This is a genomic window from Butyricimonas sp. DFI.6.44 (assembly GCF_022132345.1).
In the GTDB taxonomy this organism is placed as follows: Bacteria; Bacteroidota; Bacteroidia; order Bacteroidales; family Marinifilaceae; genus Butyricimonas; species Butyricimonas muris.
This window is the reverse complement of sequence record NZ_JAKNJD010000006.1, coordinates 280,007-304,793: the sequence shown is the minus strand read 5'-3', so window position 1 is coordinate 304,793 and position 24,787 is coordinate 280,007. Positions and strand designations below refer to the sequence as shown.

The window sequence follows — 24,787 nt, the reverse complement described above, 5'->3', positions numbered from 1 at the left end:
CTATCTAATAAACAACCTCAAAATTCGAAATCAACAATCATAAATCTAAAATCAATTAATTCCCCGAAGAAGTTTCAAAAGAAATTAGAATCGTTTATATTTGCAACACATTTAAATCTAAAGCTTAAAAACGAAAAATGGCACAGACTCCATCAATTCCTAAAGGGACAAGAGATTATTCACCGGAAATTATGGTGAAAAGAAATTATATATTCGACACGATTAAATCCGTATTCAAACTGTATGGCTATTTGCCACTGGAAACTCCTGCCATGGAGAATCTTTCCACGTTGATGGGTAAATACGGGGAAGAGGGTGATAAATTACTTTTCAAGATACTGAATTCCGGCGATTTTCTTTCCTCCGTTACCGATAGCGAAATGACGGAGCGCAACATTCCTCGCCTGACAAACAAGATTTGCGAGAAGGGCTTGCGTTACGATTTGACGGTACCTTTCGCCCGTTTCGTGGTGCAACACCAGAACGAAATCACGTTCCCATTCAAGCGTTACCAGATACAACCCGTGTGGCGTGCCGACCGCCCGCAAAAGGGACGTTACCGGGAGTTTTACCAATGCGACGTGGATGTCGTGGGTAGCGACTCCCTGTTAAACGAGGTGGAAATAGTGCAAATCGTGGATGAGGTTTACAAACGCTTGAAGATAAATGTCCGCCTGTTGATGAACAACCGGAAAGTGTTAGCCGGAATCGCCGAAACCATCGGTCACCCGGAAAAATTGGTTGACATCACCGTGGCTATCGACAAAATGGATAAAATCGGGGCAGAGAATGTAAACGCCGAATTACGGGAAAAAGGAGTATCGGAAGAGGCCATCGAAAAATTACAACCTATCCTGCATCTGGAAGGAACGAACGAAGAGAAATTAGCCCGCCTGCAAGAAATACTGCAAGGTAGCGAAATCGGTTTAAAAGGCGTGGCAGAATTAAGTACCGTGTTCCGTTACCTGCAACAACTCGATATCCGAATTGAAGTAAAATTAGACCTCACGCTTGCCCGCGGGTTAAGCTATTACACGGGTGCTATTTTCGAGGTCAAAGCATTAGACGTGGAAATAGGAAGTATCACCGGGGGAGGACGTTATGACGACCTGACCGGAATATTCGGGATGAAAAATATGTCGGGCGTGGGAATCTCGTTCGGTGCAGACCGTATCTTCGACGTGATGAACCAATTGGATATCTTCCCGAAAGACGCCACGGCAACCACTCGTATCCTGTTCGTCAACTTCGGGGAAAAAGAAGAGGCTTTCTGCCTCCCGCTCTTGAAAAATTTACGGGCAGCAGGCATTAACGCCGAGATATACCCGGAAGCCGCCAAGATGAAAAAACAAATGACGTACGCCGATAAGAAAAATATCCCGTACGTGGCATTAGTAGGGGAAAACGAAATCGCCAACAACATGGTAACCCTGAAAAATATGCTCACGGGAGAACAAGAAAGTGTTGCAATCACCGAATTGGCAGAGAAATTAAAATAAAAGCGTATGCAACTATACCGCAAAGAACAACGCCCGTTAAAAAACCACGGCTTCGATACTCGTTTTCCCTGACGGGAAAAGAGTTCATAAAGTTTATAAAGTTCATAAGGTTTATAAAGTAAAAAACTTTCAGAACTGCAGGTTCAACTTTATAAACTTTACAAACCTTACAAACTAAGGGAGCTTCGCTCCCGCATGTGTGCAATCTAATATCTAAAATTTAAAATCTAAAATTCCAATGACTCATTATATTACCCCGGAGTATTTAACCTTCGATCAAATAGAGAAAATCATTAATAAAAAATATAAACTCGCTTTATCTGACGAGAGCAAGAAGTTAATTAATGACTGTAAGGCATATCTGGATCACAAGATTGCCACTTCCGAAAAGCCGTTGTACGGCATCACGACCGGATTCGGTTCTTTGTGCAAGATCACCATTTCGCCCGAAGACCTGAGTCAACTGCAAGCCAATCTCGTGATGTCACACGCTTGTAGCGTGGGAAAACCCGTGCATCAGGATATTATCCGTTTAATGTTGTTACTGAAGGCTCACGCTCTTTCCTTGGGTAAATCAGGAGTACAACTGGTGACCGTGGAGCGTATCATCGATATGTTCAACAAAGACGTGCTTCCCGTGGTAAAAGAATTAGGCTCATTGGGTGCATCCGGTGACCTTGCCCCGCTTGCCAACTTATTTTTACCGCTGATTGGAGAGGGTGAAGTATTCTATAAAAACAAAATCTATCCCGCCAAAGAGATCAACCAAAAATTCGGTTGGGAACCTATCCAATTGGGTGCAAAAGAAGGCTTGGCCTTGTTGAACGGGACTCAATTCATGAGCTCACATGCCGTTTACGCTTTATTGAACGCTTTCAAGGTGGTTAAATATGCCGATATTATCGGTGCTCTCTCTTTGGAAGCATACGACGGACGCATCGACCCGTTCTTGCCGCAAATTCACGAGGCCCGTCCTCATCCGGGACAAATCGAAACGGCACGCAATATCCGCACTTTACTCGAAGGTTCTGAATTCCAAAAGGTGGAAAAAACTCACGTGCAAGACCCGTATTCTTTCCGCTGCATGCCGCAAGTACACGGTGCAGTGAAAGATACCGTGAATTACGTGGCTTCCGTGGTGGAACGCGAAATCAACTCCGTGACCGACAACCCGACCATTTTCATGGACGACGACCTGATTATCTCCGGTGGTAACTTCCACGGCGAACCGCTGGCACTGGTTCTCGACTTCCTTAGTATAGCTATCGCCGAGTTAGGCAGTATATCTGAAAGACGGGTATACCGTTTGATTGCCGGTGACCGCAAGACTCCCGAATTCTTGGTTGCCAATTCCGGTTTGAACTCCGGTTTCATGATCCCGCAATACGCCGCTGCCGCTATCGTGAGCAAGAACAAACAACTGTGCAGCCCGTGTTCCGTTGACTCTATCCCCTCTTCCAACGAGCAGGAAGACCACGTCAGCATGGGTGGTAACGCCGCCGTGAAGACGGTACAAGTAATCGAAAACGTGGAACGCGTACTGGCTATCGAGTTAATGAACGCCGCACAAGCTATCGACATGCAACGCCCAACCAAAACTTCCGAGTATTTGGAAAACTTCCTGTCTGAATTCCGCACTATCGTGCCGTTCAACAGCGAGGATCGCGTGATGTATCAAGATATTGAAGCTGCCGTTGAGTTCCTGAAACAAGGCGAATTCGCGAACTTCAAATAAAGTTGTCCCAAAAGCACTCATCTGCCGCGTTCCTACCTTGCATCTAAGTACTTTTTGAACAACTTTCTAAAATGAAAAAAAGGCTGTCTTTTCAGGGACAGCCTTTTGCATATAAAGCACTAGAAATCAACACAACAAACCCACAAAATCCTTTCAACTCCTCCCCTTCATTCGTTCTTCTCTCGTTTATCTCTCGTTCTTCAGACACTCCCGCATGTAGAAAGAACGACATAAAACGAACTGAAATTCATTCACCGGAACTTATTTCAACTGCAATTCGACAGAAACATTCCGGCAATAATCTATTTCCTCCAAAGATACATTAAAGAATTTTATTCGTACTTTTATGGAATTTCTGTTCCGTTTGCATCTATGTAATAACTTTCCCGTTGGGAATTGCGAATAACATAGGATGAAAAAGTATAATTCAAACAGATAACGATATGATAAAAAGACTACTAATTATTACGGTATTATTATTCGGAGTACATGTTGCGTTCAGTCAGCAGAATCTCTCCGACAAAGAAAACGAGGCAGCCCCGAAAACGGCCTTGCTTCAAGCACAGAAAGACTATCGACAAGCGGTAAAAGAAAAAAACTCCCCGCTACTGATACAATCTCTGATTCGCCAGATCAAGTATCAGGCTTTGATTGACATGGATAGTATCCCTCCCATGTTACAGGATCTGGAAAAATACATCGGAGAAGACCGGAATACGGTGGAAAAAAGCATTCTTCATTCATTGATAGCGGAACTCTACCAAATGTATTACATGAGTCAACTCTCCCAAATATACAACAGGACTCCCGTTACCGGATATATCCCCCGCAACATGGCGGAATGGACCGGTAACATATATATCGAGAAAATATTTCAGCATGCGCTGGAGGCAGTGAAAGCGCAACCGCAACTTGCAGAAGTAAATTGTCTGGATTACAAGGAAATAATGATTCTCGGGAAAAACTCCCCGGCTCTTCGACCGACAATGTACGATTTTCTGGTATATCGCAGTATTGATATATTAAACGGCCTCTATAATATTTCACAATATTACAAACAGAGTCCGGTCACCGATAATCAATTATTTGCTCCAGTAGCGGATTTCGCGGGAATGACTATCGAGGCTAAACCCTTCGACGTTTCTTCAAATATCATCAAACTCTATCAATCTCTATTACAATCGGAACTGACAGCCAAACGTGTGGATGCCGTTCTCATTTCCGATCTGGATCGTCTGGAATATATTCGTAGAGTAATCAACACGAACGACAGCGATTCACTATATACAAGCGCTTTAGAACAATTGGCTCACCAGTATAACAAAAGCCCTTACAACACGGAAGTTCTTTACAAACTCGCGCTGACTTATTATGAACCCGCCAGATTCAATTATGCCAATCCCGGCACCACGGAAAAACCTGAATACAAAAAAGCACTGGATATATGCAATAAAGGTATTCGCCAATACCCGAATTATTTCCGGATCAACATCTTGAAACAAATGGCTCAAGAGATAACACGAACGAACGTATTTTATACGCTTGAACCCAATGTCTATCCGGGACATACTCAAAACATAAAACTCTCGTTCAAAAATTTATCCGACATTTCGTTCACGCTATATAAAGTTGATGAAACCACATTAGACTATTTGCATCTTGACAAAAAAACACCGAAACTGAAAAAGATATCTACCCACACGTACCGCCTCCCCAAAGAACTGTATTCACAGGATACCGTTTTACAGATTCCCGTGACAAGTACCGGGCGTTATCAACTGACAGTTTCTTACGGAACGGCAAAACAGCAAGCGGATTCCTCTTATTTCAGTTCCAGTCGTCTGTCAACCATTGCCAGCAAAACGAGTGACAAAAACTACAATGTACTTGTATGCGATCTCGTCAGCGGAAAACCGATTCAAGGGGCAAAAGTGAAAATTTACAGCAGAAGCGGACGTAAATATGTTCTGAATACAGAATTCACTTCCGACGCAAATGGAATTGCCTCTATAAAAAACGTCCCCCAAGACCGTCTCTATCAAGTTACTTTAGGGAGTGACGACCACGGGGTAGTAACCCGCCTCCCGAATCAATATTTCAGTTCCTCGAAACCGATAGTAAAAGAAACCAGTCTTTTTACCGATCGGGCAATATATCGACCGGGACAAATCGTCTATTTCAGCGGAATTTCTTGGGAAGCAACCGCCGAAGCCTCAAAAGCCGTCACAGGAAAGAAATACACGGTAACGTTATCGGATGTCAATAACCAAGTCGTGGCGAAAGAAGAAGTACAAACCAATGAATTCGGTTCCTTTGCCGGTAAATTCACGTTACCGCAAGACGTACTGAACGGACTTTTCTTCATTACCGCGGGCGAAGCCAATCACACCATTACCGTAGCCGAATACAAACGCCCGAAGTTCGAAATCACCTTTAACCCGATAAAAGGAGCTTACAAAGCTGGTGACCGACTTACGGTTTCCGGTATCGCCAAGAACTATTCCGGCGCCAACGCGGGCAATAGTAAAGTCACCTACTCCATCCAAAGCCGCTCTTTCGCGTGGAGATTCCAAGAAAATACAATTGCCGCCGGTAAAACTCAAACAAACGAGAAAGGCGAATTCAGTGTTTCATTCGACACGGAAAAAACAACAGACAATTCTCCCGGGGCTCTTTATAGAAATTTCGTCACGTACACGGTTTCGGTCACGGTCACCACTCCCAACGGGGAAACACAAGAGTCCAATTATTCGGTACAAGTAGCACCCCAAAACTATCGGTTGAATTCTTCCGTTTATCCTTACATGAATAAAGAGAAACCGAATAGTATTACAGTCACGACGCTAAACTATAACGAATATCCATTAACCGAAAATATCACTTACGAGTTATCCGCGTTAAAACCGCTACAAAAACTCGGGGAAGAATATGACCGGAGTAATTTACCCGTGGATAAAAAAGTATTGGAAGGCACATTTACCACCAATACGGACAAAGCATTGGAGTTGAATCTATCTTCACTGCCTTCCGGAGCGTATCTGTTGAAACTTTCCGGCACGGGAGACAATAGTAACATTACCGACGAAAATATCATATATCTTTATTCCCCTCAGGATAAACGCCCGCCTTATCTCACCTATTTCTGGAGCGTGGAAGAGAAAACAACTTGCATCCCGGGAGAAGATGCCAGAATCTTATTAGGCTCATCCGCTAAAGACGTGTATGTATTATATGAAATATACTCCGACCAGAAACTCATGGAGCAAAAACGATTGGTACTAAACAACTCCAATACGACTCTGGCTATACCGTATAAAGAGGATTTCGGGAAGAAGGCAGAGGTAATTGTCAGCTTTATCAAAGACGGCGAATTTTTCACGAATAATTTCATGCTGACTCGTGAAGAAGCTGACAAAAAACTGGATATTATCACGAAAACATTCCGGGATCACCTTACTCCCGGACAAAAAGAAGAATGGTCATTCATCATTAAAAACGGACAGGGAAAAGCTGTCATTGCAGAGATGATGGCAGGTATGTATGATGCTTCTCTGGACAAAATCCGTCCAAACATTTGGAATTTCAACCCGGTTTACTACAATTACAGCACAACGCCCCGGTGGAGGTTTGAGAACTATCCGTTAAGGGGAACTCTCGGCTATAATCAGAAACGCATGGAGGTACCCGGATTTGAATTTAATAGATTAAACCTCTACGGATTAAGCCAATACACATTCCTCGGTTGGGATAATGCTGTTGTCGCGGGATATGGCCATTCCAGAGGAGGGGCAAAACAAGAAATGATGGTAGAAGCAATGGCAGAAGAAGAAATAGTATTGCCCAGAAAGGTTGCCGGTATTGCGGAAGATAATGATAACACGAAATTTTATATCAGAGGGTTGAGTTCATTCAAAGCATCAGCCGATTCCGGTGTTCCGGGAGTCTTATCGGAAGATAGTGTTATTGACGCGACTCCGCAAATCAGACAAAATTTCCAAGAAACAGCATTCTTCTACCCGCAACTTTTAACGGACTCAACGGGTAACGTGGTAATCAAATTCACGGTACCGGAATCTACCACGACGTGGAAATTCATGGCACTGGCACATACCCGGGATATGCAATTCGGACAAATTGAAAGATCGGTTATCACGAGCAAAGAGTTTATGGTCAATACCAATCTGCCCCGATTCGTACGCACGGGGGATAAGGTCGTCCTGCAAGCGACAATCAATAATCTCACGACAACCGCACAACAAGGTGAAGCATACCTCGAACTGTTCGTTCCCTCGACGGATGTCGTGATCAGTAAACAACAACAACCGTTCAACGTGAATGCACAAGAGAACCAAACCGTAAATTTCGAGTTTACCGCCCCGGAAGACACGGATCTACTCGGGTGTCGTATTGTTGCATCTTCAGCACAATTCAGTGACGGAGAACAACATGTGCTTCCCGTGGTTCCCGATGCCACACTGGTGACTCAAACCTTACCGATATTCGCGAGCAAACAAGGGCAACAAACGTTCAAGTTGAATGCACCGAAAGGAATTACCCCATATCGCCTGACGCTGGAACTCACCGCCAACCCGGTATGGTACGCCGTTCTCGCCCTGCCGACGATAAACACGCCGCAAACCGAGAATGTAACCGAAATCACGGCGTCCTATTATGTCAGTACATTGGCGACGGCTATCGCAAACGCGAATCCGCGAATCACGGATGCCATCCGGCAATGGATGCAAAAACCGGATGCCGCACTAACTTCCCCGCTGGAAAAGAATCAGGAATTAAAATCCATTCTGCTACAACTTTCCCCGTGGGTAACCGAAGCACAGAGTGAAACACAACAAATGCACTCCTTAGGTGAACTTCTGGACGTGAACCGCCAGAACTATATCGCCCGGCAAGCCATCAAAAAATTGGCTGAACTGCAAAACGAAGATGGTGGTTGGTCATGGTTCAAGGGATTCTATTCCAGCACCTTCATGACTGAAAATGTCCTTGAGGCAATGGCACGGCTTGTCTCGTTAAACGCCACGAGCCACCCGGAAGAAGTAAAGATGATGCAAATCAAAGCGTTGAACTTCCTCGATAAACAAATCCAAGAATCCTACAAGAACATCAAAACTGCCGGATATTCCCAAATATTATACCTGTACACCCGCAGTTCATACCGGGATATCCCGTTGACCGATGCTCTGGAAGCTCACAAGTTCTATCTGGGACAACTGGAAACTTCATGGACCAAACTTTCACTGTACGAGAAAGCCTTGTCAGCCATCACTCTTTATCGATACGGTAAAACGGATGCGGCGAAACAAATCATACATTCTTTGAAAGAATACTCCACCACCACACCTGAAATGGGTATGTACTGGGCGAACAACCGTTCAACCCTTTTCACCAACTCCGCTATCCAGACTCACGTGGCGATCATGAGTGCTTTCCGTGAAATTGAAGGCAATTCCACGGATACCGAAAGGATGAAACAATGGTTATTGCGCCAGAAACAAACTCAAAACTGGGGATCAACACCCACGACGGTCGACGCTATCTACGCTTTACTCCTCACGGGAAATAATCAATTGGCATCCCAAGAAGAACTGGCGGTAAAACTCGGTAACAAGAAATTGAATATTACTCCGGAAGAATCCAAGTTGGGATACATCAAACAAAGTTTCACGGGCAAAGAGATTACCCCGAAAATGCTGAATGTAACGCTCTCGAAACAACAACAGCAAGCAAGCTGGGGTGGTTTATACCTGCAATATTTCGAGAAACTGGACAAAATCACCAGTCATTCGGGCGGAATCTCTGTCAAGAAACAGCTATTCATCCAACAAGAAGAAGATACCGGAAGTACGTTAATCCCGCTGGCAGAACAAGAATTAAAAGTCGGTGATAGAATCTGTATCCGTATCACGGTATCCAACGATCAGGATATGCAATTCGTGCATCTGAAAGATTTAAGAGCCGGATGTTTTGAACCGACGGAACAACTTTCCGGCAACCGTTGGCAAGAGGCTCTCGTGTATTATCAGGAAACGACAGATGTTGCTACCAACTTCTTCTTCGACTTCCTCCCGAAAGGTACGCATGTATTCGAGTACACGGTATGGATCGCGCAAAGCGGAACCTATCAAGACGGTATCAGTACTCTACAATGTGTATACGCCCCGCAATATTCGGCAAACAGTGATGCTGGAACCATTACCGTACACTGAACAAATTGAAATAAAAAAATAGAAGTGAGGATTTTTCCTCACTTCTATTTTTTTATTTCAATTACCGGCTATTCAAGAATCAGACGGAATCCGGAACCATGCACGTTCTCGATCTTAATGGATGAGTCGTCTTTAAAATACTTTCTCAATTTCGTCACATACACATCCATACTACGAGCCGTGAAATAATCGCTGGCACCCCAGATTTCATTCAAAGCCTTGTCCCGCTGCAACAAACCATCCTTGTGATAGTACAACAATTCCAACAACCGGGATTCTTTCGGAGTCAATTTAATCACTTCATCCCCTTTCGTGATCGTGCGCAATTCCGTGTTGAACAGATAAGCTCCCAACTCGATCATTTTCGGTTTAACCTCCGTATCCTCGTGTTCGCAACGGCTAAGGATTGCTTTGATTTTAAAAATCAACAATTCGGAATCAAAGGGTTTTATAATATAATCATCCGCTCCAATCTCGTATCCCTGCTTCATATCATCTTTCATACTCTTTGCCGTGATATAAACAAAGGGCACGGTTACATCCAGTTCTCTGATTTTTTTCCCTAATGTAAAACCATCCATCTCGGGCATCATGACATCCAAAAGACACAAATCGAACTTCTCTTTGCGAAATGCCTCGAATCCATCCACCCCGTTCGTGCAATGCACTACATCATAATCGGATAATTCCAGATAGGATTTCAATACAGATCCGAAACAAGGATCGTCTTCTACTAAAAGTATTTTATGTCCCATATATTCAATTTTAATTTTCCATTTTAAAAATAATCTCTACCAAAGTTCCTTTATTCTTTTTCGAGGTCAAGTGAATCTCACCCCCGTGCAATTCCACGATCGATCTGGCGTAACTCAACCCCAACCCGAATCCCTTTACATTATGCACGTTACCGCTCGGCACGCGATAGAATCGCTTAAACACCTTATCCTGAGCCTCTTTCGGTATCCCGATTCCGGTATCCCGAACTCCGATGATAAAACGATTCCCCTCCCGCTTCGTAAATATATATATATTCAACGAATCATGCGAATATTTTATCGCATTATCTACCAGATTACATACCACGTTGAGCATATGTACCTCGTCGGCTTGCATCACGTATCCTTCCGGATCAAGGTCAGCTTTGATAACTCCGCCCCGTTCTTCTACCTGCAAACGGAAATGCTCAACCGTTTCATCCACCAGCACGTTCAGATTTACATTCACTTTCTTCAAATGTACTTCCCGACGATCAAGTTTAGCCTGCAACAGAATACGCTCCACGTACTTGTTCATACGTTCATTCTCGTTCCGGATCATCGAGTTGAATTTCAGCAATTGGTTTTTATCGTTTAGCACCTTTTCTTTCTCGATAGCAGCCGTTGCCAAAGAAATCGTGGCTAACGGTGTCTTAAACTCATGAGTCATGTTATTAATAAAGTCATTCTTGATCACGGAAAGCTTCTGTTGCCTCATAATCACGACGATTGTTATAATAAACACGGACATCAAACCGATAATACAAAAACCGGAAGCTATGAACATCCACCCGATATTATTATAGAAGAGCGAATCTTTCGTGTCGAACATAATACACAAGTTAGCGTCTTTCTTGATTTGATCATTCGGGAAAAGATCCGTGTAATAAAACCCCTTTTTGCCGTGTTCCTTGATATATTTCAGCAATTCCTCGCCTTTCATCACCTTCCATTTGAAATGATTCTTTATTCCCGTGCTCGCCATCTCATCTTTCAAATAGATATCCAAATCCACCCCCTCAAGCCGTTTGGCTACATCGGCATTATGCGGATCTTCCTCTTTCATATAACGGATCACTACTTTCCGAATCATATCCGACAAACGCTGTCCGTCCAATGAATCCGTCTGTTGTTTTACCTCTTCCTCTTCCGATTTTATCAACTGATGCGGAAAACTCCTGTCCGTGACTTCCCTTATCGATCTGGAGATTTCTTGAAGATATCTTGAATACTCCTCTAAAGGATCCTGATACCCGACACTCATATGCCTTATCGTCACCTGTCCGTTCGCCTGCTGCATCTCAATCGAAACACTCGCGGAATTTGTTCGCAAGCGCTGCTCTTTTCCTTTTTCCAAAGAATCCAACATCTGGTCAGTGGCCGCAATCTGTTCCTCCAGAATATTGTATTGTTCTTTGACCTCCTGATAAAGTTTTCGTTCACTGACCTGATCCACTAAACTGACAGCTTTACCTAACACGTCATACACTTTCGAGGTAAAACGTGCTTCTCCTTCCCGCATACTGTATTTCATCCAAATCCACTGCACGCTTACCACAGCAATAAAAGCAATAAGCATGACAATAGACAGTATCCTGATAATAATTTTCTTAATCATAAGCTGACATATACAATTAGCGAAGTTAGTGTTTTTTATGTCATCATGCAACGCCTGACACAAAAAATTAAAAAGAGGTACCCGGGTAGGTACCTCTAAAAAACAACTAAGTAATAAAAACGGGAAAATAAAAACCAATTAATGGTTTTATACTTTATTGCAATTTGGTTTCCAATACTTTATAAATATTGCTTTCTTTATTTTCGATCTTCATTTTCTTGAAAAGACGCTTTTGCAACGCTAAACTATCTTGTAACTCATCTTTAAGCAAGAACAAAGACAATTCTTTACCGGGATTCGCTTCAATCAATTGTTTCGTCCAATTAGCACGTTGTCTCAGGAAACGTTGTTTCTGTAACTGGTGGATACCTAACATCACTTCGTCGTCCTTCGTCAATTTATCTTTCTTGCTGATCTTCTCTATCAACCGGTCTACTTTTCCAAGATCCTTTCCGTATCTCTCTTTATATTGCTTTTTCAGGTCATCGTACTCGTCCATCAAGCCGGAACCTTTAGCTTCAATCTGATCCGGGAACTTTATTTTTCCTTGAATCCAAATCATATCCTTGGTGTCCAGTATAGCTTCAACCGTGGTTTTCCCATCGATATCCACCCATACCCTACCCGGGATTTGGAATTGCTCTGTCCTCAAATCAATCTTTCCATCCGTAACATCCTGCTCGGCTAAAATAGTCAACCCGGGTTCTCCCGGCATTTCTGCCAATAACTTAACCTTCCCTTTTAATCCTTCGACCTCACCTCGCACTTTTACCGTATTACTGTCACAAGCACCCAGTAAAAATGTCACAAGCACTAAAAATAAACCAATTCTTTTCATACTAACTAAATTTTATACACCATTTGTGACCATAGCCACAAGTGTAAATTTCATCTGTTATTATACTTGCTCTAATAATTAACCTAACATTACAGCAAATAAATTTACCTGCCGTAAACATCGACAAATATACAAAAATAAATTATAACCCAATATTCTGCAAAAGTAATTTCATCGATCCTGAAGGTTTTGACGCATCAGCATCGGTAATCCTGCCGTCCGGGTTGATTAATATGAATCTGGGAGAATTGGTTATCATGTAAGAACGATAAAAATCAGGATCTTTTAACAGGAAATGTTCACCCGGAATATTTTTCACACGCGAAAATGCTTCCTCATCCGTGGCAAACGTCAGGAACCGTATATTTTTCTCTTTATATTCTTCAACAAGTTCTTTCCACGCTGTTGTTTCTTTTTCTTCCCCCATCGTACCGAAACTTGGCGTCAAAACACAAATATAAAGATATTTCCCGCGCATATCCTTCAACTGCACGTCCTTGCCCGAAGCATCGGTTAAAAGGACATTCGGTGCTGTTGCCCCGGCGGACAATTTTCTCCAACGGTCAACCAACTGACGGACTTTTACCAATTTACTGGTATCGGAGACCTCGTTCCAACATACCGAAAGCAAGTAATCAGAATCTTTCAATCCGTTTTGGGCAAAATAGACATACACCACCTCCGATAACAAGAAATCCCGTACTTTAAGATTCGTCACGTTGTTTAAAATATAATTCACGAGCCTTCTGCCACTCATGTTTTTCCCTTTGTAATAATAGAAATAATTCATCAGGAATTGTCTATAAAAAGGGAACGACAACAGTTCCTCGTTGTTAAAATCAAAACCGGTAATAAAATCCGTGAACACGATTCCCGGTTCATATTTCACGGAATCAGGAACTTGGTGCATACTCGGATATCCCACTGCCTGCAACGCTATCTTATATCTTATTCTTTCTCTTTCCTTGTTCGTGAAATCATCACCAAGATTTTTGGCTTCCAGCAAAAGAATATCCATGTTAAGCATATCCTGCATTCGCTGTATAAATTCTTCTTCTCCCAACTGATATACTTCATAAGGAAGATAAGACATCGTTCGCCCCTGCTCTCTCAAGTAATTATTAATCGCACTCAACGTTCCCTTAAATTGCGGAGACACGGTATTACGAACAATATTCACTTCCAAATCTTCTCCCGGGGAAAGATACACGTCAAAAGAGTTAGGCCTGTATACTCTTGCATATACCCCTTTTTCCAGTGGTATTTTACCGGAAAAAAAGTATTTATTGTCCAACTTGAACTCGTACGACGTCCCGTTCACGTCAAAAGATATGACGGAATCACGAGTCATTCCGGTTTCTACACGCCCCGATACTTGTACACTTTTATTATGGACGCATGCAGCCAGAAGAACAATAAATAATATACCTACAAAACTCCTCATGCTCAATCACGTTAACTTTTGGAGTACAAAGATATGCATTCAAAACAAAAGTATGTGTTAAAGAAAAGGTAAATAAAAAAGGCGACCGAGGGGTCGCCTTTTTAGATATATTAACAATCGCTTATTTTACGATAGAAGTGAAATCACTGTTTTCGAAATATTTAGCGAACTCCATATCGGTAGCAGCTAATTGTTTGAATGAAGCGTCCATAGCACATGCTTTGCTCAGATTACTCATTACAGCGTTAGCGTCATTGGTTCTCGCGCCAATTACAGCTTTCAAGTAATAAGACATCGGGCATTCTTTGCTCTCTGCATTCAATTTCTTCAAAGCCTCGTTATTATTTCCGGCAAGTACGTTAGCCAAAGCGGCATTCACGCAATTGCATTTTCCGAAATAATTTACAGCCGCAGCGTAGTCACCACTCTTGATAGCGATGATACCTTTGTTGTAGTCAACTTCCGGACCGACACCGGTAGCGGCACCGAAATAAACTTCAGCTTGTTTCAAATCACCATTCTTCAAGGCCACTGCACCCAAGTTGTTTTGTACAACGGGATTGTTAGCTGACAAAGAATTAGCTTTATTGAAGTTTGCTTGAGCCTCTGCAATATTACCCATTTCGAATTGAACCATACCGGCGTCGTTGAAACCTCTCCAATCACTCGGGAATTGTTTCATGCAAGCCTGATAGATAGCCAACTTATCATTGTTATTATCAAACAAAGTAGCAGAATAAAGCAATTCGTCAACATTCAATTCAGCAGGATTGGATTTAGCCAATGCTTTCAACTCGTCGTCTGATTTACCTATCAATTCGGTATTTACCACGAACAAAGATCTTCTCAATTTCGGAAGGATTTGATCTGCCACAACGGCAAACACAGAAGCGATGTTCTTGATTTCTCTTTCTCTCACTTCAGGATCCGAATGCATTTCCAATACGCGAAGGATCAATTCTTTATCTTGGATATTTGATTCTTCCATAGCTTTCTTGAATCCGTCCCAGTCTTCAGCAACCACAAATTTCTTGAAGAAATTCTCGTCTTTGTATTGCTCAACTTTACCTTTTCTCATTTGTTTTTTCAAGAAATCAGAAGAACCGGCTTCACGTTTGTTGGCCAATTTATCATTCCAGTCATAAGAACCGTCGGGTGAAGCGTATGATCTGATATCAATACCATTCAAGTTCATGTTTTCTTTAGAAGCAGCTTCTTTAATATATGCTTCCAACTTCTTCATTTCTTCAGAAGTCATTTGTTTTGAACGGATATTAGCTGAATTAATCAAATAATAGATAGCAGCTTCCTCTTGTTGTTTGATAATTCTTTGGAATTTATCTTCACCGATAGTCGTAGCCGGAGCGTTAACAACCAACATTTCGGTAGCAATCACACCGTCACCGATCTTTCTCGGCTCGAATTTCACCACTTTAGCGCCTTTAGATCCGGTAATATCAATCTCCAAATCAGAAAGTCTCATCGCATCCTCAAAAGGAACACGGCTTACATAAGTAATCGTCTTTCCTGCTTCGTAAGGAATAACCTCTGCATTTCCCTGAACTTTCTCTCCTTGGATGGCTTTCATCTCGTAAGCCTTCTCTCCTCCTTTAAATCTTAACACGGGAGTAGCCTCGATAGCCACTTTCTTGTTAAAATATTTGGCAGGGAATGTCACGTCGATTTTCAAATCTACCATTCCACCTTTAGCCACTAATGTTTCCGGAGTTACAGAGTACGAAATTTCTCCTGCACGCTTCTTCATCTTGTTTAATGAAGAACAGGAAACAGTTATTAACCCAGACAAGGCAACAACAGCAACCAGACCTAATGTTCTTTTCATAATGATTTCTTAATTTTATTTGTAATACTCAAATTAGTTCACGTGTTTTTTCACAAAACAAATGTATAAAAATTTATCTATATACGAAATCCTTCGCACAAATTTTGTACCAAACTCTAATTAATTTTGTCCAAAATTAATTTTTCTGCTCTTTCAAGTGCGCGAGACACCCCATTCGGATCAGATCCCCCTGCTGTAGCGAAGAATGGTTGACCACCGCCGCCACCTTTGATTTCCACCGCCGCATCTTTCACGATCTGTCCGGCATGCAATCCATAATCCTTCACTAAAGTATCGTTAATCATTACAGTCAAGTGAGGTTTTCCGTTAAATACTCCTCCTAACACGAGTACCAGATTATCCAACTCCCCCTTCAACTGGAACGCGACATCTTTTGCCGCCGCCGGAGCCATACCGACCGTCCTCACGATCATGTTGATATCCCGAATCACGCGCTTTTCATTCTTCAACGCTTCCTTGAGTATTTTCAAACTCTCTTGAGTGAATTTCTCCACGTCCTTTTTCAGTCCCTCGTTCTCGTCCATCAATTCCTTGATATTCTCCAATATCCCGCGATTGGATTTGAACATGCTATCCATTTGCTTCAGCATCTTGAACGTGTTCAATATATAACTTTCCGCTTTCGCCGCGGTAATTGCCTCTATACGACGAACTCCGGCAGACACTGAACTTTCGGACATAATCTTAAAGAAACCGATCTGTCCCGTGGCATGGGCATGTGTACCTCCACACAATTCCACAGATTCCCCAAATTTCACCACACGTACCAGATCGCCATACTTCTCTCCGAATATTGCCATCGCCCCCATTTTCTTTGCCTGACCGATCGGAATTGCCCGACTCTCCTCCAGCGGATAGTTTTTCCGTATCTCCTCGTTCACGATAGCTGCCACTTTGTCCAACTCCTCGTCTGTCACTTTCTGGAAATGCGAAAAGTCAAAACGCAGATACTCGTCGCTCACGAACGATCCTTTCTGTTCCACGTGAGTTCCCAACACTTTTCTCAAAGCATAATGCAACAAATGTGTAGATGTATGATTATTCTCCGTGGCAACCCGTTTATCCAAATCGACCTTGGCGGTAAAGACTTGAGTCAAGTCTTCCGGCAAACGATCGGTGAGATGCACCGTCAACCCGTTTTCTTTCTGCGTATCCAGAATATTTATCTTTTCCGTTTCGGAAATCAACCAACCGCGATCACCTACCTGTCCCCCGCTCTCTCCATAGAAAGGTGTTATATTGAATATCAACTGATAAAACGCCTTCCCTTTCGTACTCACCCGGCGATAGCGTGTAATCTGTACTTCCGTTTCCGTGTAATCATATCCCACGAACTCCTGCGTGTCGTCTGAAATCAACTCCACCCAATCATCCGTATTTACAGCCGCAGCTGAACGCGAACGCTCTTTCTGCGCCTCCATTTCCGCCTTAAACTCCCTGCGATTCACCACCAGCCCGTGTTCTTTCAGAATTAATTCGGTCAAATCCAACGGGAAACCGTAAGTATCGTACAACTCGAAAGCCACATTACCCGGCACGGTCAAATAATCCTCCGCCTTGGTTTTCTCTATAATCTTATCCAACAACTTGATACCCTTATCCAAGGTGCGCAAGAATGCATTTTCCTCTTCTTGAATCACACGCTCGATCAGTACCCGTTGTGACACTAATTCGGGGAAATGCAGTCCCATTACTTCAATCAGCATCGGCACCAATTTATACATGAAAGCATCTTTCTGATCCAAGAAAGTATACGCGTAGCGTACGGCTCTCCGCAAAATACGACGGATCACGTATCCGGCTTTCACGTTCGAGGGCAACTGCCCGTCCGTGATAGAAAAAGCTATCGTACGCAAGTGGTCGGCAATCACGCGCATAGCCACGTCCGCCGCACTGTCCTTTCCGTATTCTTTGCCGCTCAACCGGGCTATCTCCCCGATAATCGGGGTAAATACATCGGTATCGTAATTGGACGTTTTCCCTTGTACCGCCATGCACAAACGTTCGAAGCCCATCCCCGTATCCACGTGATGGCTCGGCAAGTTCTCCAGACTGCCATCCGCTTTCCGGTTATACTGCATAAACACAAGATTCCATATCTCGATCACCAAAGGATTATCCTTGTTAACCAAGTCACGCCCCGGCTTAATCTTGCGTTCTTCGTCAGGGCGCAAATCAATATGTATCTCGGAACAGGGACCGCAGGGTCCCATTTCCCCCATTTCCCAGAAATTATCTTTTTTATTCCCGTACAATATTTGTTCCTTGGGCAAATACTGCAACCAATACTCCAAGGCTTCATTATCCGCGTCAAGATGATCCTCCTTGTTCCCCTCGAAAACCGTGGCGTACAATCGGTTTTTATCCAACTTCATCTCTTCCGTCAGAAACTCCCACGCATAAGCTATTGCCTCTTTCTTGAAATAATCCCCGAATGACCAGTTCCCCAACATCTCGAACATCGTGTGATGATAAGTATCATGCCCGACCTCTTCCAAATCGTTATGTTTTCCCGATACCCGCAGACATTTCTGCGAATCCGCCACCCGAGTCGCTTTCGGACGAACATTACCTAATATAATATCCTTGAACTGGTTCATTCCGGCATTCGTGAACATCAACGTGGGATCCCCCTTGATGACCATCGGTGCCGAAGGTACTATCGTATGTGATTTCTTCTCAAAAAAATCTAAAAATTTCTGTCTAATCTCTGCCGACTTCATACACTCAATATTTAGTAAATCCACCATTAAACAACGAATGTTACTTCTCACATTCAAACGGAAATATCATGTAATCATATTGATTGCCTGATTTCCCAAGTTGCAAAATTAGATTTTTTCTTTAACTTTGCATCGGAAATACTATTTTTTATTGAGTAACTATGCGAAAAGCAGGGTATCATTTTAATTCGGACACACTATCTTTTGATAAAATAGAATCAACTCTAAGGAAAAAAACTTGGCGGTTGTTCAAAAAATTCTTCTCCAGCTTCTCGTTGGCCATCGTCATGCTATACCTCGTGTATGCATTCATTGATTCCCCGAAAGAGAAACAGTTAAAACGCAAATACGAAGAAGTTCTTACCCAATACAGCCTTCTCAGCAACAAGGTAGAATACCTTGATAATGTTCTGAAAGACATGGAATCAAGAGATGACAATATCTATCGGGTGATTTTCGAGACGGAACCGATACCGTCCACCATCAGGCGCGCCGGCTCAGGTGGAGTGGACCAATACGAACATCTGAAACATCTGGATAACTCCGATTTGATTATCGGGACAGCTAAAAAAATCGACGAACTGTCCAAAGCCATTTTTGTCCAGAGCAAATCTTTTGATGCCATCGAAAATCTGGCTAAAAACAAAATAGAAATGCTGGCATCCATTCCGGCAATCTTACCCGTGTCGTTAAAAGAAGCTCATCAAGTAAGCTCCTCATACGGCTACAGGATGCACCCTATATACAAAACGATGAAGTTTCACGCCGGCATGGATTTCACAGGAGCCATAGGCACACCGATTTATGCCACGGGGAACGGCCTTGTCGTGGAAAGTCAGTTTGACAAAGGGTACGGTCGTCACGTTATCATTGATCATGGTTTCAGCTACAAAACGATGTACGCCCACATGGAAAAGATTGTCGTGAAGAAAGGACAAACTGTCAAGAGAGGGGATGTCATCGGCTACCTCGGTAATACCGGACTCTCTACCGGCCCTCATTTACATTACGAAGTCCGGAAAAACGAAAAACCCGTAGATCCTATCAATTTCTACTTCAACGACCTCTCCCCTGACGAGTTCGAAAAGTTAGTAGAGATAGCGAACAACACGGGACAAAGCATGGACTAACAAATTGTAGATTTACGATTTTAGATTTAAAGATTGTATAACACTGGTATTGAAATCTGAAAATAATCTCATTTTCAACTTTCAATTTTCAACTTTCAATTATTATGGTGGAAGAAGAAGCATTAAAACTGTATTACTCTATCGGAGAAGTAGCCGAGATGTTTGGGGTTAATACTTCCCTCATCCGGTTTTGGGAAAAAGAGTTTGATGTAATCAAACCCCACAAGACCAAAAAAGGGAACCGCCAGTTCACGAAAGCAGATATAGACAACTTTCATCTGATCTACCACCTCGTGAAGGAAAAAGGAATGACACTGAAAGGTGCGCAACAACAGTTGAAAAACCGCAAAGAAGAAACCGAACTTCATTTCGAAGTCGTGAAACGGCTGAAAAACATAAAAGAAGAACTGTTATCTATCAAAAATCAACTGCCATAATAATTTTAGATTTATGATTTTAGATTTATGAATTTCACAAGCTAATATCATAAAAACAGCAAGACCATGTACATTAAAGAAATTATTGCGCTAATAGAAGAATATGCCCCGCTAAAATTCCAAGCGAGTTTTGATAATTCCGGGTTACTTTGTGGAGATCCCGAACGGAAATTAACTTCCGTGCTTTTATGCATTGACGTAACAGAGGAAGTCGTGAACGAGGCCATTATCCACGGTCACAACTTAATCATCTCGCACCACCCGCTTATCTTCAGCGGGTTGAAACACATTACACCTGCCACGTACGTGGAACGCTGCGTTATCTCCGCTATCAAACATGACATCACGATCTACGCCGCCCACACGAACATGGATGTCGTTGCCAATGGTGTCAGCGGGCGCATGGCAGATAAATTACACTTGCATAACAGGCAAATATTACAACCGGAAGGCGACCTCTCGGAAGGCAACGGCTTCGGCATTATCGGGGAACTTGAAACTCCGGTCGAAAGCATGGCATTTCTCCGACAAGTGAAAGCAACATTCCACTGTGACAGGCTACGCTACACGCGACCTCACACACCCTCTATCCGTAAAGTTGCTGTTTGTGGCGGAGCCGGAGCCTCTTTTTTCAACCGGGCTCTAGCGAATGCCGCGGATATCTATATCTCCGGTGATTTCAAATATCATGATTTCTTTCTCACGGAAAACCGGATTATGATAGCAGACATAGGACATTATGAAAGCGAACAATTCACAAAAGAGATATTTTATGAGATACTTACAAAAAAAATATCTACATTTGCGGTTCAGTTTTCAGAGATTAATACAAATCCGATTAAGTATTTATAATATATGGTGACGAATAACAATGAGAAAATGCAAGAGCTGACAGTTGAAGAAAAACTGCAGAACCTGTATGAATTACAACGAATTGACACCGAGATCGATAAAATCAAAACTCTTCGAGGAGAATTACCTTTGGAAGTTCAAGACCTTGAAGATGAGATCGCGGGGCTAGAAACACGTATCGAAAACTTGAAGGCTGAATTAAGCGAACTTGATAAAACGACTTCCACGAGGAAGCAAGAAATCAAGAAAGCAGAAGAAGCGATAAAAAAATATAGCGAGCAACTCGACAACGTACGTAACAACCGTGAATACGATGCGTTGAGCAAAGAAATCGAATTCCAGAAACTCGAAATCGAATTACAAGAAAAAAGAATCCGTGAAGCGACCAAAGCCAAAGCGGAAAAAGACGCGTTAATGGAAGAATCCAAAAAGCGTTACGAGGATAAGGTTTCCGACCTCGAAGCCAAGAAAAACGAGTTGAACGACATTATCAACGAAACACACAAGGACGAGGAATCCTTACAAATAAAATCCGAACAATTGGCTGCAACTATCGACGATCGTCTATTGACCGCTTATCGTCGTATTCGTTCCAACGCGCGCAACGGTCTGGCTGTTGTAACCGTGGATCGTGACGCTTGCGGCGGATGTTTCAACAAAATTCCGCCACAAAGACAATTGGATATCCGTTCCCGGAAGAAAATTATCGTCTGTGAATACTGTGGTCGTATCCTCATCGATAAATACATCTGTGACTACGACGGCTCGCAACAAAAAGCAGACCTTGACGCTCTCCTTGATGCACAAAAGAAAAAAGGACGAAGAATTAGAAAATCAGAAGAATAAATAAAAGTCAAAGGTCCATAAGGTCCATAAAGTCCATAAGGGCAACAATTGACACGAGGGCATAAACCTATAAACATTGACTTTACGGACATTATAGACTTTACGGACCAAAGGGGGCTTTTTGAAAAGCCCCTTTTTACGAATCTAAAATTTTAATTTAAAACAAAATGATTCCAACAAACTACGATCCGCGAAAAAGCGAAGAGAAATGGTATCAATACTGGATGGAACATCGTTTTTTCCATTCCGTTGTTGATAAAAAGAGAACTCCGTATTGTATTGTTATTCCCCCGCCTAACGTCACGGGAGTCCTGCACATGGGACATATGTTGAACAACACGATACAGGATGTACTCGTCAGACGGGCTCGCTTGCAAGGAAAGAACGCTTGTTGGGTTCCCGGAACAGACCATGCCTCTATCGCCACGGAAGCCAAAGTGGTTGCCAAATTGAAAAGCGAAGGCATAGAGAAACGGGACCTTACCCGGGAAGAATTTTTGAAACATGCTTGGGCATGGACAGAAAAACACGGGGGAATCATCCTTGAACAATTGAAACGCCTCGGTGCCTCTTGCGATTGGGACAGAACCTGCTTCACGATGGATGAAATCCGTTCGGAAAGCGTGATTCGCGTATTTGTAGACCTTTACAACAAAGGATTGATCTACCGGGGTATCCGAATGGTGAATTGGGACCCGTCAGCCAAAACAGCCGTGTCTGATGAAGAAGTAATCTACAAAGAGGAACACAGCAAACTGTATTACCTCCGCTACCAAATAGAAGGCTCGGACAACGAGTACATCACCATTGCCACCACCCGACCGGAAACCATTCTCGGGGATAGCGCCGTGTGCGTGAACCCGAACGACGAGCGTTTCCGCCATCTGGCAGGTAAAAATTGTATCGTGCCGCTCGTGAATCGTGTCATCCCGATTATCCAAGACGAGTACGTGGATATGGAATTCGGTACCGGTGCGTTGAAAATCACGCCTGCCCATGATATTAACGACTATGAAATCGGTTTCAAGCATCATCTTGAATCCATCGATATTTTCAATGACGACGGAACACTGAACGAGAACGCCCAACTTTTCGTGGGCAAAGATCGTTTTGTCGTGCGTCAGGAAATCATCCCGGCATTGGAACAAGCAGGTAATCTGGTAAAAATCGAGGACTACAATAATAAAGTAGGCTACTCCGAACGTACCAACGTGGTTATCGAGCCGAAGCTCTCCATGCAATGGTTCCTGAAAATGAAAGATTTGGCTCAACCGGCATTAGACGCCGTGATGAACGACGACATTCGCTTGACACCATCGAAATTCAAGAACACCTATCGTTACTGGATGGAGAACGTGAAAGACTGGTGCATCAGCCGTCAATTATGGTGGGGACATCAGATTCCGGTGTACTATCTGCCGGATAGCAACGATTACGTGGTAGCCAATACTAGAGAAGAAGCGGCAAAACTGGTAAGAGAAAAATTCGGGAAAGACATCCCCGCCGATCAATTGCGTCAAGATGAAGACTGTCTTGATACTTGGTTCTCCTCGTGGTTATGGCCGATCTCCGTTTTCAACGGCATATTGGAACCGGACAACGAGGACATCAATTACTATTACCCGACCACGGATCTAGTTTCCGGACCGGATATTCTTTTCTTCTGGATGGCACGCATGATTATGGCAGGCTACGAGTACAGGCACGAGAAACCGTTCAAAAATCTTTACCTGACAGGTATCGTACGCGACAAATTGCATCGCAAAATGTCCAAATCACTCGGTAATTCACCCGACCCTCTTGACCTCATCAATCAATACGGGGCAGACGGCGTACGGGTAGGTATGCTTTTATGCGCACCCGCCGGTGGTGATTTATTATTTGACGAGAGTCTGCCGGAGCAAGGACGCAATTTCACGACGAAAGTGTGGAACGCCTTCCGTCTGGTAAGCAACTGGAAAGTAGCGGACATCGAACAACCGCAACATTCCAAGCTGGCACTCGATTGGTTTGAACAATACCTTAACAAGTGTAAGGAAACATTGAACAACCAATTCGACCAATATCGCTTGTCGGAAGCTCTAATGACGGTATATACCGGATTTCGCGACGAGTTCTCATCTTGGTTGTTGGAAATCATCAAACCGGGATTCGAACAACCCATTGACCGGACAACTTACGAGAAGACTATTTATCTCTTCGAAGAGATGTTGCAATTACTCCATCCCTTCATGCCGTTTATCACGGAAGAAATATGGCAAAACTTACGGGAACGCAAAGAAGGCGAGAGCATCATGATTTCCGTGCAACCTCAACCCGGCAGCTATGATGAAAACTTCCTGAGCGAATTTGAAAACACAAAAGAAGTTATCGCGGGTATCCGTACCATCCGCAAACAAAATAACGTTGCTTTCAAAGATGCCATCTCGTTAAGAGTAAAAAGCAACGACCGCTACCCGCTACGCTTCGAAAGCGTAATCATTAAAATGGGTAACATCAGCGACGTTGAAATGGTGGACGAAACCGTCAAAGGCGCATGGAGTTTTATCAGCAACACCGTTGAATACTTCATCCCCGCCATGGGTGAAGTCGACACGGAAGAAAAAAGAGCCAAACTGGAAGCCGATCTGGCTTACGCCCAAGGGTTCCTCGCTTCCGTCATGAAGAAACTGAATAACGAAAAATTCATGAGCGGAGCCCCCGCACAAGTCATCGAAAACGAACGCAAAAAACAAGCTGACGCCGAAGCCAAAATCAAAGCTATCGAGCAACAGTTAGCAGAATTATAATTCTCGAACAAATAACACGAGGCTGCCCAT

Annotated in this window: 14 protein-coding genes; 8 read left to right on the top strand and 6 right to left on the bottom strand. The window is 43.2% G+C overall.

Translation table 11 applies throughout. The features are described from left to right. Positions 1–137 precede the first annotated feature (137 nt). The 3 genes from hisS to L0M98_RS10440 all read left to right on the top strand — a co-directional run bounded on the left by hisS (position 138) and on the right by L0M98_RS10440 (position 9,461). Positions 138–1,499: a histidine--tRNA ligase gene (gene hisS / locus L0M98_RS10450; RefSeq protein WP_186974503.1), complete on the top strand. Its 1,362-nt coding sequence runs from the start codon at positions 138–140 to the stop codon at positions 1,497–1,499. 238 nt (positions 1,500–1,737) lie between these two features. Then, entirely contained in the window at positions 1,738–3,234 is a 1,497-nt protein-coding gene (hutH, locus tag L0M98_RS10445) for a histidine ammonia-lyase (RefSeq protein ID WP_099290839.1), read from the top strand. A gap of 443 nt (positions 3,235–3,677) precedes the next feature. Further along, the gene (locus L0M98_RS10440) at positions 3,678–9,461 is read left to right on the top strand and encodes an alpha-2-macroglobulin family protein (protein WP_227215667.1); all 5,784 of its coding nucleotides are present in this window, start codon (positions 3,678–3,680) and stop codon (positions 9,459–9,461) included. 68 nt (positions 9,462–9,529) lie between these two features. Here the strand turns inward: L0M98_RS10440 and L0M98_RS10435 are convergent, their stop codons facing one another. From L0M98_RS10435 to alaS, 6 genes are all read right to left on the bottom strand, one after another. Next, positions 9,530–10,216 (bottom strand): response regulator transcription factor, encoded by a 687-nt coding sequence (locus tag L0M98_RS10435; protein WP_099290841.1) that lies wholly within the window; start codon positions 10,214–10,216, stop codon positions 9,530–9,532. Positions 10,217–10,226: 10 nt separating this feature from the next. Beyond that, a complete protein-coding gene (locus L0M98_RS10430) occupies positions 10,227–11,834 on the bottom strand; it encodes a sensor histidine kinase (protein ID WP_227215668.1) in 1,608 nt (535 codons plus the stop codon). Between the two features lie 154 nt (positions 11,835–11,988). Beyond that, positions 11,989–12,672 (bottom strand): hypothetical protein, encoded by a 684-nt coding sequence (locus tag L0M98_RS10425; protein WP_186974507.1) that lies wholly within the window; start codon positions 12,670–12,672, stop codon positions 11,989–11,991. Between the two features lie 142 nt (positions 12,673–12,814). After that, the gene (locus L0M98_RS10420; protein ID WP_186974508.1) at positions 12,815–14,116 is read right to left on the bottom strand and encodes a TlpA family protein disulfide reductase; all 1,302 of its coding nucleotides are present in this window, start codon (positions 14,114–14,116) and stop codon (positions 12,815–12,817) included. 121 nt (positions 14,117–14,237) lie between these two features. Next, the gene (locus L0M98_RS10415) at positions 14,238–15,959 is read right to left on the bottom strand and encodes a tetratricopeptide repeat protein (protein WP_227215669.1); all 1,722 of its coding nucleotides are present in this window, start codon (positions 15,957–15,959) and stop codon (positions 14,238–14,240) included. A 116-nt stretch (positions 15,960–16,075) separates the two neighbouring features. Next, a complete protein-coding gene (alaS, locus tag L0M98_RS10410; protein WP_227215670.1) occupies positions 16,076–18,703 on the bottom strand; it encodes an alanine--tRNA ligase in 2,628 nt (875 codons plus the stop codon). Between the two features lie 245 nt (positions 18,704–18,948). On the opposite strand from alaS, the gene L0M98_RS10405 reads away from it, so the two are divergent. From L0M98_RS10405 to L0M98_RS10385, 5 genes are all read left to right on the top strand, one after another. Beyond that, positions 18,949–19,833, top strand: coding sequence for a M23 family metallopeptidase (locus L0M98_RS10405; protein ID WP_227215671.1), 885 nt, complete (start codon positions 18,949–18,951; stop codon positions 19,831–19,833). A 101-nt stretch (positions 19,834–19,934) separates the two neighbouring features. Beyond that, positions 19,935–20,270 (top strand): MerR family transcriptional regulator, encoded by a 336-nt coding sequence (locus tag L0M98_RS10400; RefSeq protein WP_218014302.1) that lies wholly within the window; start codon positions 19,935–19,937, stop codon positions 20,268–20,270. Positions 20,271–20,336: 66 nt separating this feature from the next. Further along, entirely contained in the window at positions 20,337–21,122 is a 786-nt protein-coding gene (locus L0M98_RS10395) for a Nif3-like dinuclear metal center hexameric protein (protein ID WP_227215672.1), read from the top strand. A 3-nt stretch (positions 21,123–21,125) separates the two neighbouring features. Then, positions 21,126–21,968: a zinc ribbon domain-containing protein gene (locus L0M98_RS10390; protein ID WP_099290848.1), complete on the top strand. Its 843-nt coding sequence runs from the start codon at positions 21,126–21,128 to the stop codon at positions 21,966–21,968. 167 nt (positions 21,969–22,135) lie between these two features. Next, the gene (locus L0M98_RS10385) at positions 22,136–24,757 is read left to right on the top strand and encodes a valine--tRNA ligase (protein ID WP_227215673.1); all 2,622 of its coding nucleotides are present in this window, start codon (positions 22,136–22,138) and stop codon (positions 24,755–24,757) included. Positions 24,758–24,787: the final 30 nt, after the last annotated feature.